This window comes from Paenibacillus sp. FSL H8-0315 (assembly GCF_038005365.1).
GTDB lineage: Bacteria > Bacillota > Bacilli > Paenibacillales > Paenibacillaceae > Paenibacillus_AQ > Paenibacillus_AQ odorifer.
Genome location: NZ_JBBOTA010000001.1, coordinates 2,151,241 through 2,163,909, shown reverse-complemented (window position 1 = coordinate 2,163,909; position 12,669 = coordinate 2,151,241). Strand labels below are relative to the sequence as shown.

Genomic DNA, 12,669 nt, shown 5'->3' with positions numbered 1-12,669 from the left:
ACATGCGTGAGGTTGTACTGGAATTAACTCAATGAGGGGGAGAAGGGCTATGGGAAATATTTTGATCAAAAATGCCGAAATCATTACGATGAACAAGCAAGAGGAAATAATACACGGGGATGTCCGGATTAAGGATGATCTCATTGTTGAAATCGGCACTGGCCTGATCCCGCAGGGCGACGAGCAGATCATTGATGCTACGAACCGTACATTAATCCCGGGTTTTATCCAGACTCATATTCATTTATGCCAGACGTTATTCCGTGGTAAAGGGGACGATCTGGAGCTGATGGATTGGCTGCGCAAACGAATCTGGCCATTAGAGGCCGCGCATGATGAAGAATCCCTTTATTATTCGGCTATGCTTGGCATCGGCGAACTGATCACTAGCGGCACGACGACGATTGTGGATATGGAGACTGTCCATCATACGGATTTTGCGTTTCAGGCTATAGCTAAAAGTGGAATCCGGGCCTTGTCCGGCAAGGTGATGATGGATCAAAAAGGGGGAGATGTGCCTGAGGCGCTGCAGGAGGATACCGCATCTTCTTTGCAGGAAAGTGTCGATCTACTGGAAAAATGGAATGGTTATGGAAACGGTCGGATTCAGTATGCATTTTCTCCACGTTTTGTGATTTCCTGTACAGAGCCTTTATTAACCGAGGTGCGAGATCTGTCCGCAAGATACGATGTGAAGGTGCATACTCATGCGTCTGAGAATTTAGGGGAAATTGAGATTGTGCAGGCCATGACTGGCATGCGTAACATCGTCTATCTGGATCATCTAGGATTAGCCAATGAACGGCTTATACTGGCGCATTGCGTGTGGCTGGATGCTGAGGAGCGGCGGATTTTGCGGGATCGAGGGGTGCATGTAAGTCATTGCCCGGGTTCCAATCTGAAATTGGCCTCCGGAATTGCGGACACACCAGGGATGCTTCATGAGCATGTTTCTCTTAGTCTGGGAGCGGATGGCGCTCCATGCAATAACAATCTGGATATGTTTAATGAGATGCGATTGGCGGCGATTATTCAAAAGCCTCATCACGGACCCACAACCATGGATGCCCGCAGTGTATTCCGTATGGCTACTATTGGTGGGGCGAAGGCCGTAGGGATGGAGGATAAGATCGGGAGTATCGAGGTAGGCAAAAAAGCAGATCTAGTGCTCCTGAATCTCTACAATTTTCATACCTTCCCCTCTTACGACGTAGATCCCATCTCTAGAATTGTATATTCCGCTACGCGGGCAGATGTGGAGACAACGATAATCGACGGGGAGATCGTGATGGAAAGAGGTTTGCTAAAGACTGTGGATAAAGAAATTGTACTAAATGAAGCTAACCGTTCTATTAAAAGATTACTCACGCATACCTCGATCGTTTGAGGGGAAAGGTCGATTCGGATTCGGATATCTTATCATTCGCAGGGGATCATCACTGGACCCCCTGTTTTTTTATGAGAAAATATGAACATAAGGGAACTAAAGTGCCTTTTATGAGGTCGTATTAAGTGAGGTGAAGCTAATTGGAACTGGAAGGTCTTCAGCATAGCGAGACGATGAATGAACAGCAACTAAGAGAAATCATGAGCCGTTACGGAGAGGATATATGGAATTATATCTATTATCTTACCAAAAATTCTGAACAAGCCGATGATCTGGCTCAAGAAGTATTTATTAAATGTTATTACCGGATTGGAACGTACCGGGGGAATTCTTCATTTAAAGCATGGTTGCTTACGATTGCCAGGAATACTGTTTTTTCGCACCGGAAATCGCGCTTTTTTCGTTCGGGCTTATGGGGTGGTGTACAGCCATTGTCCACGGTTGATGTGGAGCAGCGGGAAAAAACTATCGAACCTATTGGCGTAGCCCGATCTGCGGAGATGGAGTATTTGGGTAATCAGTCCATTGGTGAGATATGGGATCTAATTATGGCATTGTCTCCAAAGCTGCGCGAAATATTGGTCCTGGATTTGAAATATGAACTCTCTATAAAAGAAATAGCTGAACTGATGAACTTGAGTCACGGAACGGTAAAATCAAGATTGCACCGAGCGCGGCAAAAAATTCAGAACAAATTAAAGGGGGTAGAATGATGGAGGATCATAAACCGGAATGGTATGCTCAGGCCCGAAAAGGACCTTTTGGAAATGAAAAGTTTACTATGAGGCATGCAGACAACGTCATTCGCCGAATTCAAGAAGATCAACAGGGAGCGAAATCTTACTCAGGAAAAAGACTGCCTGTGCAATTGTTGGCTGTGGCGAGTTTTATTGTATTGTTGGGCTTAGGTGTATTCTTTCTGAACGGAAGGTTCCTCGGTAATGAATCAAGCAACCCTGCGCAAACTGAGGTTTCGTCGCATTTCACGGAGGCTGAGCTACAGCGGAACGCAGATCAGGTGATGCAGAGTTTACTTGGAAAGACTTATCCGCTAGATCACCGGGAATGGCTTAAGGAGCAACAGCAGATATTTTACTCTTACCAGAAAGGTGAGGACTCCGCATATATCTGGATCAATTATGAGACAGGAGAACTGGTGCAAACGAAGATGAGTAGGATTCTGACAGCTGCGGAGATCGACGCTGAAATGAATACCCGTGCGGAAGAGATCAAGGGCAAACTGGGTTATGCGAATGATTCAGCTTATGAAGTGCTCAGATACGTTGAATATGATGTTACACAACATTCTGGCGTGAAAATTGAGAATAACTTTAGGGCGGAGAAATGGCGTATCGGATTTGTAAATGGTGAATTCGATTACGCATCAGCCACGCTTGAGGCCTCGACGGTTTCAGAAGAGATGCGTCAAGCTGGGGAAGAGGCATTGAAGGTGTTGAGAGGTAACGGAGGTGATGAAGAGCTTAGTTTAGTATTTCGGGCTATGGACAAGGATCAGGATACGCTTACGCTGCAATACGGATCAAAGGTTTCGGTTACGTTCGATACTGTTACTAGAAGGGTTGAGCAGATTAGTGATACAAATCCTCGTGCTAGTGATAAAACAGATCCCAAACAACTAACGGTATTAGACCGGGAGTTGTCTCTAATTGATGGGGATCGCCTACGTGAGAAGGCAGCACCTCTGCTGACTAAGATATTTAGCGTTGCTGATGTGGGCGAATATAGCTTGCTTAAAAGAGATCAGGAGCCCGGGAATCTCACCTTTCATAAGCTTGGCAGTCCTGAGATCACTGTATATTATGATAGTGATTTAACGATCTGGAAGGTAAAAGAGGATTTGCCAGCAAGCCAGTCTTAGATTGAAAGGCATAACATAATAGGCTTAAATAGGGAGGTTCCACAGCCGAAAAGGTGCGGGATTTCCCTGTTTGTAGTGGGAGCGAATGGTGCACATTTTTGATAAAAAAAGTAAGTATTGTTATACTAGAACAATCTGATATTTTACAGAAAAGATGAATAGAGTTCATAATCAGAACAAATGAAAAGGTAAGAGGGGATTAAAACGTGAAAAAGCACGGGCCGAATCGAGCTCAGTTCTATATTGTTGTCCTGCTGCTATGGTTGAAGCTGCTCCTGCTGAGAGTGCTGTTCTTTGATAGAATTGCTTGGGAATGGATTGCAGCAGATGTTGCTCCAGTCCTCTTCATCATGGGGATACTGACGGTCATTACTCCTTCGCGGGTGAGAACAGCCGTCTATTGGACATTTAACGGGATATTATCGCTGCTGCTGTTCGCAGCCAGTGTATATTTCAATCACTTTGGTTCTGTTCCTACGTATCTGGCTTTATATGAACTGAATCAGGTGTTTCAAGTGAAGGCAAGCGTAGAATCAACGATACAGACTATTGATTATTTATTTTTCGCTGATTTTGTGATCATGGCAATCTATGTCTTGATCCGCAGATGGAAGCATGGAAAAGCCTATCCGCGTGAGCGTGAGCGATTCAGCTCCCGGAACACACGATTGGCACATATGATGGTGATTCTGGTGGCTATTCTTGGAGGTTTTGCTTTATCGGCCAATTCTGTCAATTCTGCGCGGGGAATTACAAATGAGCTTGTGCAGGCAGAAAGTGCCGGATTCCTGAATTATGAGGTCGTTGCCGCAATTAAGGTCAAGGAAGATAACAATCTCATTGGAACCGGAGATATTAAGGATACAATCACGAAGATTGATGAGCTACAAGCTTCCTATCCTTATAGTAGTAAGGCCGCGGGCACAGCACCTGAGTATTTCGGCTCGCAAAAGGGCAAAAATGTAATTGTCATCCAAATGGAAGCTTTCCAAAACTTCCCGCTGCATCAATCCCTGAAGGGTCAAGAGCTGACTCCAGTGTTGAACAAGTTGGCAGATGAGGGATTTTACTTCCCCCATGTCTACCAGCAGATTGGTCCGGGCAATACTTCTGACGCTGAATTTATGAGCAACACGTCGATTTATCCAATCGGGACCTTGGCAATGTCCACTGGATTCGGGGACAGAGAACTGCCGAGCCTACCACGTCTGCTGAGAGATAAAGGATATGAGGCGTACACCTTTCACGTGAATCAAGTGGGCTTTTGGAATCGGAATGAGCTATATCCTGCACTTGGATTTAACGGCTATTATGATAAAGATTATTTTACCAATGATCATTTTAATGCGTTTGGTGCTTCCGATGAACAGCTTTATATTACGGGTGTCGAGAAATTGGCAGAGCTGCAGAAGAAAGAAACTCCTTTCTACGCACAAATGGTGACGGCGTCCAGCCATCATCCCTTCCAAATTCCGGACTCTTTTAAGAAGATCTCAGTGCCTGATGAGTTAAAAAACACGATGCTTGGCGATTATTTGACTGCTATTAACTATACTGATTATGCCATTGGAACTTTAATAGAGGGTTTGAAGAAAAATGGAATGTGGGATAACACTGTGCTGGTGATGTATGGCGATCATTTTGGCTTGCAGCCGCAGGATGTGCCACCGGAGCAAGTAGAAAGTGCGTTGGGGATTCCATACGATTCCCGGATCAGTCGCTTTAATATTCCATTGATTGTACATGTACCAGGAATGGAGCAAGGGAAGGTAGTAGAGAGAACAGGTGGACAGTTGGATATTCTTCCTACGATAGCTAACCTATTGGGGGTTTCTTTAAAAGAAGAAGGTTATACAGCATTTGGTCATGATCTCTTGAACATTGATCGTAATGTGTTAGGAATGCGGTATTATTTGCCTTCTGGTTCTTTCTTTAATGATGATATTCTCTATGTGCCTGGTAAAGATTTTGCTGATGGTAAAGCTGTGTCGCTGGATACGCTTAAGCCAGTATCGGATTTCACAAAATATCAGACTGATTATGAGTATATTTTGAAGCTAATGAATTTGTCCGACGAATATGTGAAGCTGTTACCACAGAGATAGGGGGAATCATGAAAAAGTTCTGGAAACCGGAGTATCTCGTAGGCCTTGCCGGCTGCGGTATCATTATTTATTTGCTATTCGTAGGGCCTTTTATTGGTGTTGCCGATAACGGAGATTTTTTGCGTATGATGAATACCATCGGTCTGAACTACTATGACACTGGAGCATCGTATGCCGACCAGTTTTTCAATTTTAGTCATTCCAGTTTTGCTTATGAAAATTTATTTAGAGGTTTTTATCCTTCCTCACAGATTTTAATAGTACTTGTGCCGAGATTGATCGGCGGGCTCATCCATGGCAGCTTTTTTGATGTTCGTTTGCTGGGTGCAGTTTATGGGCTTCTTTTACTGGCGGCAACTTGGCTGCTGGTGAAGTATAATGCTCGTGGCTCTTATGTTACAGGGCTGCTGTTGGGAGCAGCTATCTTATTTGTGTTTTACGATATCGGGTATGTGGCCTATTTCAACTCCTTGTTTGGAGAACCAGTGTCGATGGTGTTTATGCTGCTGACATTTGCATTAGGATTAAGATTAACCAGCCAAGAGAAGCCAACCACTAAAGGATTAACTTTGTTTTTTATCGCAATTCTGTTTCTGGTCACCTCCAAAATCCAGAATGCACCCATTGGGATTGCCTTTGCTCTGATTTTCTTGCGGTTTATGATGCTTGACGGAGAGGGCAAATGGAGGAAGCTGGCGTTACGTTTTTCGATTGCCATCTTTCTTGTATCCATCGTTTTGTATGTGGCAGCGCCAAAAGATCTGAAGCATATTAATCTGTATCAAACGGTGTTTTTTGGGATCTTAAACGAATCGCCGGATGTGAAGGGAGACTTGCAGGATCTCGGATTGCCGGAGCGGCTGGAGGTACTGGCGGGTACAAATTATTTTCAGACCGATACAGTGATTAAGCAGGATGATCCTTCGCTGGTTCCGGACTTCTATGACCGTGTATCTCATAAAGATGTATTGTTCTTCTATCTGAAGCATCCGGACCGGTTGATAGATAATATGAAATATGCTGCGAGTAACAGCATGGCGATTCGCCCGTATTATCTAGGAAACTATGAGAAAAGCGAGAATAAACCAGCAGGTGCATTATCCTATACTTACAGTGCATGGAGCCAATTCAAAAACAAACATATTCCGCACACGCTCGGATTTCTCTCCATATTCTATCTGGTGTATTTTGCGGGAGCTTTGTTCCAGTATTTCCGCAGCAGGGATATTCGTGGCAAAGTTGCCGGCGAGCTGCTGATGCTGCTAGGGCTAATAGGGATTTTCTCCTTCTTGGTTCCGATTCTTGGGGACGGAAGGGCTGACATCGGTAAGCATTTATTCTTGTTTAATGTGTGCTTCGATATGATGGTTGTAGTCATGTTTGGATGGATTGTACACAAGCTGACGGGGATTGCGAGACGCTAATTTCAAGCACCTATCAAACACAAAATAACACAAAGCAAACAGCAAGTTTCCGATTTGGAGACCTGCTGTTTTTTTTAAAATATGGCTATGTTAAACTTTGTTGTTGATATTTGATAATTACGAACGAATGTTCTATAATAAGGGCGATATAACTGTTCGGAGATGATTTGCCCATGGATTTAAAGGAACTGAAAAAGCTTGCTGATACGTTGGACGATAATGGTAAGCGAGAACTTATCTACTTTTTGCAGTCCCGAACCAAGGGAGTGGCACTTCCGGTTCGAGCGATTAATAAAATTCAAGAGCAGAAGCATAAATATGGACTTGTTTGCCCGCATTGCAAAAACCATTCTGTTGTTCGATTTGGAAAGTAGGCTGTAAGAACACGCACTGGAGAGGTTAAACGTCAACGTTACCGTTGTAAGTCCTGTCGCCAAACATTCAATGACCTTACGAACACCCCTCTGCAACGAATGAGGCGACCTCATATGTGGGTTCGTTATATCGAATGCATGATTGAGGGCTTTTCTCTGAGAAAATGTGCAGATCAGTTAAACGATGAAGTCACGCATGTCACCTTGTTTTACTAGCGGCATAAGATTCTTTCCGCTCTGAAGCAGATTCCAACCGAAGCATTTCAAGATATTGGTGAAATGGACGAGACCTACTTTCTTTACTCGGAAAAGGGCAAGCGGAATATTACCGAACGCAAGCCACGTAAACGTGGCGGCAAAGCGAAATATCGTGGTATAAGCCACGATCTAGTGTGCGTGCTGGTTGCCCGTGACCGTCAGAAAATGACTTACTCTGGCGTACTTGGGCGTGGACGTATTCGGATTACAAAATTAGACGAAGCGATTGGTGGTCATCTATCTGACTCAAACGTGTTATGCACTGATTCATGGAGGGCATTTAGCTCCTATGCGAATTCAAAAGGCATGACTCATTACCGATTCAAGTCCGACGGAAAACAACGTGTGAAAGGCGTGTACCATATCCAAAACGTAAACAGCTACCACAGCCGCTTGAAGAAATGGATGGATCGCTTCACTTTTAGGGAATGTAAACATCTAAATAACGTAAGGAACGAGGAGGCAGACAATTCATGGGAGGAACGAATGTATGGGATGCGGAGTGGGAGGTTAACGAAGAGCAGGCGCGGACGCTGATCGGCAGACAATTCCCTCAGCTGTCATCGAAGCAAGTGAAGCGATTGGGCTGGGGCTGGGACAATACGGTTTTTCTCATCGGTGACGAGTACGTGTTCCGGTTTCCAAGAAGAACGATTGCAGTTGGCTCGATTCGTATGGAAGGGAAGCTGCTGCCAAAGCTGGAGGCATATATAACCATCCCCTATCCGAAACCGTTGTTTTATGGCGAAGCAAGTGACGAATACCCGGCACCATTTCTTGGCTATGCCTACGTGCTAGGAGATTTCCCAATCGGTTTGACGGAAGAACGCCGGGCTTTATCGGCAGAGACGCTGGCGAAATTTTTGCGGAGATTGCATGAGTTTCCGGTGCAGGCGGCGCTGAAGTGCGGAGTTCAGCAAGATCATCGAAACTTGACGGACATAGCATCGCGCAAAGTGAAATTGGAGGGCTTTCTATCGAAGGTGGTTGAACACTTGTCGCCGGAGGAGTCCGGTGTGATTGAAGCGTATATTAGCAGGCTGCAAAAGGACCGTGTCGAGGCGGTGAATGCACTGCTACATGGCGATCTTCATTTCAAAAATATGCTTGTGAATGAGAACGGGATCGTTTCCGGCATCATTGATTGGGGCGATCTGAGCGTAGGCCATCCGGCTTGCGATTTGAGCGTTGCTTATAGCTTTTTACCACCTTACGCTCGCGGCGTGTTTTTCGAAACGTACGGAGGAGCGGACGAGGAAACGAAGCTGCTGGCGCGGCTAATCGCGGTATACATCCCCATACTGATCTTAATGCAAGCGGTCGATGACGGGAATGAAGCAATTGCGGCAGAGGCGAAATCCAACATCATGCGGGCACTGTCGGATTAGGCTTATTATTTCGTTGCGGCTATGGGGCTATGGCTATCGGCACCATTTTGTCGTTTAAAGGCCGTGATAAGGTACGATCCGCCTTCTCTGATGCCGCTTTATGTTGAGGAACACGAAATTCAACAGAGTAAGTCGTTGCGCTAACGGGACACGATAGCAATAAACCGCCTTTTCAACGAAGGCGGTTTTCTTATGGTCAAATATCAACATTAGAATTTAACATAGCCTATAATATAAGAATTTATATGTTCCATGTTGTAAATTATCCTTATATTTCTCGCTTAAACGCTTACCGTCCTTAAAGGGACGTCGAAGTCGTGTATGCTTATTCATCTTCAAATAACTCACGCAACATCCCTTGACGATCGTTCATAAACGCTTTGGTCACGGTATAATGTTCGGTTTCCTCCAAGGCGACGGACCGTACTCCCTCCCCCTCCAAGAGAAAAATTTCAGCACCGGGATAGGACATCAGAATGGGGGAATGAGTTGCGATAATGAACTGTGAATCCTGTCCGACCAGCTCATGCATACGCACCAGCAGAGACATTTGACGTAAGGGGGAAAGCGCTGCTTCAGGCTCGTCGAGGATATAAAGGCCGCGGCCGCCGAAACGGTGAACGAATGTAGCTAAAAAAGACTCTCCGTGGGACTGCTCATGCAGAGATTTGCCTCCGTAGGAGTCTTTGATCGGTGGGCCACCGGGTTGTTCATCCAACTCATCAATATAAGAAGCCACATTATAGTAACTCTCCGCACGCAGAAAAAAGCCGTCCTTCGGCCGTCTAACCCCTCTAGCAATTCGAAAATACTCATAAAGATTCGAATGCGAGGAACGAGTGTTAAAAGAAAAGTTTAGCGTTCCACCCTCAGGGTTAAAGCCCCAAGCAGCAGCAATTCCCTCTAACAAGGTTGATTTGCCCGTGCCGTTCTCTCCAACAAGAAAGGTCACTGGTTTTTGAAAAGTCAGGCGATCCAGCGTTCGAACAGCAGGCAGATGAAATGGATAGGTTTGAAAGGATGGCACCAGATCACGCAGCAGCTCCGCGTGTCGCAAATACAACGTGGTGTTATTCATAGTTCCCCCCTTGTGAATTTCAAAAAGTAATCATCTTCGGACAGATTGGACAGAGATGACAAGTTTAGTGCCTCTAGCTAGACCTTTATAGTATAACAGCATCCAGCGAGTGGATGAAATCTGGTGGGGTTCGGGCAAGCCGGGCAAAAGACAGGGTACATCTGCCAATTTAGTTTTAGTAATGACAGATGTCCATGAGGCGAGTGCTGACTCCGCATATAGTTATACTGTCTTGAGAATACAACGGGGCAGGGTGAAGGCCGTGAAAGCGAAAAGGAGAAAACACAAGCGTCCGCGAGATTATCGCGACGGTTATCACGAAGGATATCGTCTTGGCATGTGTGAGGCTGTGCAGCGTCGGAGTACTGTAGAGGTCGAAGCCTGTCGGCCATTTAAGCTAATGTATGTTCCTCAAGGGTTCCATGCAATCGATACTGGGGTAATTGAGGCGCTTCAGCAGCTTGTAAGTGAGCTTGTGATAAGCACTCCAGAAACTATGCTGGAGACCGCAGCTCGGGAGATGCCCGGGGCAGTGCTGGTTATGAATGGACTGCATGTTTTTCCGGAAAATCATTTAGAACAGATTACAGAAATCAGAAAGCTGGGCATTCGGACTGCGATCTGGTTTGTGGATGATCCTTATTTTACAGAGGATACTTCAGTGATTTGCCGGCATTATGATCACGTCTTTACGCATGAGCTCGGTTGTGTGGAGTTTTATCAATCCTTTGGAGTTCCATCCGTTCATTATTTACCGCTTTGCGTCAATCCAAAGATGTTCTATCCGCGCCGTACGGCACCGCAGTATAAGTACGACATTGTGTTTATTGGCAATGCATTTCATAATCGGACAGCGCTGTTTGATGAACTTGCCCCCTATCTAAAGGATAAGAAGGTGCTGATCGCTGGTGGCTTCTGGGAACGGCTTGCGACTTATGACCAGCTTGCCCCTTTTATTAGCAATGGCTTTATCCCGCCTGAGGAAACTGCGAACTATTACAGTGGTGCAAAGCTAGTCATTAATATTCACCGTCCGTGGGAGGAGGGGCAGGATAACCGGAATAGCTTCCGTTTACCATCACGCTCTATCAACCCACGTACTTATGAGATCAGTGCCTGCGGTACTATGCAGCTTACGGATGTTCGTGAGGATCTGGGCAATTATTATCGGCTAGGTTATGACTTGGATACATTTGGCTCTGCTAAGGAATTGCAGGAGAAGATTGAGTACTATCTGAAGCATGAAAAAGAGCGCCGAATTTACGCTTTACGGGGACTACAGACAACCATGCGCAACCATACATTCACTGCGCGTTTGCCTCATTTGCTGAATGTGATTGCTTCAAGTGTATGAAATCTATAACGGGATAAAGGAGCGAGGATGATGATGAACAACAATGAATTTATTATGCCTGCACCACCGCTACCACTGACACCTCCAGAGGAAGAAAAGCTTCGTGGTCGTCTGAGTGGTTTTAAGGGCGGATATGATGAGGGATATTTACGGGGACGGCTTGCGATTTTAGATGGTCGGCCAGAAGAAGTATTTCCTGTACGGAATATTCATGTAATGTATGTGGCTTCTGGTAAAGGATATCCCTACTCTCCATTAGACGATGCAGTCCTCTACGCGCTGCAAAAATTAACCACACAAGTCACGATAACAGATGTGCGTCAAAACTTAGTGGAGTTAGCCGCCGCTCAAAGACCGGATCTGGTACTTGTGCTGGATGGTATGGATTTACCGCTTGAGCAGATCTCCGTTCTTCGGGCTAGCGGAATTAAGACAGCCATTTGGCTTACAGATGATCCTTATTACACTGATTTTACAGTTAAAATTGTGGCGCATTACGATTTTGTGTTCACGCTTGAGCGTAATTGTATTGATTTTTATAAGGGACTTGGCTGCCCTGAAGTTCATTATCTTCCTTTTGCCGCTCACCGCGAGCATTACCGTCCAACTACAACACGTTCACCATTGAATCGCGAAGTTAGTTTTATTGGCTCTGCCTATTGGAACCGGGTTAATTTCTTCCGTGAGATTCTTCCGGATTTGATGAACTATAACACGGTGATTAACGGCATCTGGTGGGACCGTCTGCCTGAGGCGGCACTCTATGGAGATCGAATTGAGATTGGCAAGTGGATGTCACCACAGGAAACAGCGGTAGCTTACAGCGGATCCAAAATCGTCATTAACCTCCATCGCTCGCACATTGATGAAGTAGTGAACAACAATACGCTTTCGATTCCGGCGGTATCTCCTAATCCGCGTACTTTTGAAATCGCGGCTACGGGTACGCTGCAATTAGTGGATGCCAGAGATGATATGGGATCTTTCTACAAACCTGGTGAAGAAATTGAGACTTTTGCAAGCCCTCAAGAAATGATGGATAAAATCCGTTATTACCTGACTCATGAGGAAGAACGCCGTGCGATTGCCCTGCGCGCTTTTGAACGGACGCTTAAGGATCACACCTACACCAAACGTATACACCAGCTGTTAACAGTAATTTATGGCTAGGTCATATGCCCGGAAATGGAACGGAAATGTGCGCTTACCAGGGGACAGGTGTCGTGCCGGCATCTGTTTTTCCTCGATATACTGTAGAACCGAACCTCAGCTTATGCCTGTGGCCTGATGAAAAGAAGCAACGTCTGGAGCGGGCTTGTATAGCGGAGCGGAAGCGACTGGCTAGATTCGAGAGCAGAGTGGAAGTGAAGGGGCGAAGCTCGGGAGCGAATTGAAATTGACTGACGAGATTCTAGAGCGAAG

10 protein-coding genes and 1 pseudogene are annotated in these 12,669 nt (G+C 45.5%); 10 read left to right on the top strand and 1 reads right to left on the bottom strand.

What is annotated here, in order from left to right; translation table 11 throughout:
- Window positions 1–49 precede the first annotated feature (49 nt).
- The 7 genes and pseudogenes from MHB56_RS09345 (at window position 50) to MHB56_RS09315 (ending at window position 8,815) form a co-directional block, all read left to right on the top strand.
- Entirely contained in the window at window positions 50–1,387 is a 1,338-nt protein-coding gene (locus tag MHB56_RS09345) for a 5'-deoxyadenosine deaminase (RefSeq protein ID WP_076130441.1), read from the top strand.
- A gap of 140 nt (window positions 1,388–1,527) precedes the next feature.
- Entirely contained in the window at window positions 1,528–2,100 is a 573-nt protein-coding gene (locus tag MHB56_RS09340) for an RNA polymerase sigma factor (protein WP_076141513.1), read from the top strand.
- Window positions 2,100–3,266, top strand: a complete 1,167-nt coding sequence (locus tag MHB56_RS09335; RefSeq protein ID WP_341143513.1) for a hypothetical protein — start codon at window positions 2,100–2,102, stop codon at window positions 3,264–3,266. The genes MHB56_RS09340 and MHB56_RS09335 overlap by 1 nt, the downstream gene beginning before the upstream one ends.
- 206 nt (window positions 3,267–3,472) lie before the next feature.
- Window positions 3,473–5,371 carry an LTA synthase family protein gene (locus MHB56_RS09330; protein WP_341143512.1) on the top strand — a complete coding sequence of 633 codons (1,899 nt, stop codon included), beginning with the start codon at window positions 3,473–3,475 and terminating at the stop codon, window positions 5,369–5,371.
- Between the two features lie 8 nt (window positions 5,372–5,379).
- Window positions 5,380–6,795 carry a glycan biosynthesis hexose transferase WsfD gene (wsfD, locus tag MHB56_RS09325; RefSeq protein ID WP_076130437.1) on the top strand — a complete coding sequence of 472 codons (1,416 nt, stop codon included), beginning with the start codon at window positions 5,380–5,382 and terminating at the stop codon, window positions 6,793–6,795.
- A gap of 173 nt (window positions 6,796–6,968) precedes the next feature.
- Window positions 6,969–7,874 (top strand): annotated as a pseudogene (locus MHB56_RS09320) (IS1595 family transposase); the annotation flags it as partial.
- 26 nt (window positions 7,875–7,900) lie between these two features.
- A complete protein-coding gene (locus MHB56_RS09315) occupies window positions 7,901–8,815 on the top strand; it encodes a phosphotransferase (protein ID WP_038572780.1) in 915 nt (304 codons plus the stop codon).
- A 325-nt stretch (window positions 8,816–9,140) separates the two neighbouring features.
- Here the strand turns inward: MHB56_RS09315 and MHB56_RS09310 are convergent, their stop codons facing one another.
- The gene (locus tag MHB56_RS09310) at window positions 9,141–9,893 is read right to left on the bottom strand and encodes an AAA family ATPase (protein ID WP_076278170.1); all 753 of its coding nucleotides are present in this window, start codon (window positions 9,891–9,893) and stop codon (window positions 9,141–9,143) included.
- A gap of 253 nt (window positions 9,894–10,146) precedes the next feature.
- Between MHB56_RS09310 and MHB56_RS09305 the strand changes: the two genes are divergently transcribed.
- Genes MHB56_RS09305 through MHB56_RS09295 form a run of 3 tightly spaced genes read left to right on the top strand, consistent with a single transcriptional unit; the run spans window position 10,147 to window position 12,641 of the window.
- Window positions 10,147–11,247, top strand: coding sequence for a CgeB family protein (locus MHB56_RS09305; RefSeq protein WP_341144365.1), 1,101 nt, complete (start codon window positions 10,147–10,149; stop codon window positions 11,245–11,247).
- A gap of 54 nt (window positions 11,248–11,301) precedes the next feature.
- Window positions 11,302–12,417 carry a CgeB family protein gene (locus MHB56_RS09300; protein ID WP_076134266.1) on the top strand — a complete coding sequence of 372 codons (1,116 nt, stop codon included), beginning with the start codon at window positions 11,302–11,304 and terminating at the stop codon, window positions 12,415–12,417.
- Window positions 12,418–12,470: 53 nt separating this feature from the next.
- On the top strand, window positions 12,471–12,641 hold the full coding sequence (locus MHB56_RS09295) for a hypothetical protein (RefSeq protein ID WP_175619029.1): 171 nt from the start codon (window positions 12,471–12,473) through the stop codon (window positions 12,639–12,641).
- Window positions 12,642–12,669: the final 28 nt, after the last annotated feature.

Bases quoted from the DNA above. Each gene is read 5' to 3' on its own strand.
- MHB56_RS09335 (WP_341143513.1), top strand. From the start codon at position 2,100: ATGGAGGATCATAAACCGGAATGGTATGCTCAGGCCCGAAAAGGACCT.
- MHB56_RS09315 (WP_038572780.1), top strand. From the start codon at position 7,901: ATGGGAGGAACGAATGTATGGGATGCGGAGTGGGAGGTTAACGAAGAG.
- MHB56_RS09300 (WP_076134266.1), top strand. From the start codon at position 11,302: ATGCCTGCACCACCGCTACCACTGACACCTCCAGAGGAAGAAAAGCTT.
- MHB56_RS09310 (WP_076278170.1), bottom strand. From the start codon at position 9,893: ATGAATAACACCACGTTGTATTTGCGACACGCGGAGCTGCTGCGTGAT.
- wsfD (WP_076130437.1), top strand. From the start codon at position 5,380: ATGAAAAAGTTCTGGAAACCGGAGTATCTCGTAGGCCTTGCCGGCTGC.
- MHB56_RS09345 (WP_076130441.1), top strand. From the start codon at position 50: ATGGGAAATATTTTGATCAAAAATGCCGAAATCATTACGATGAACAAG.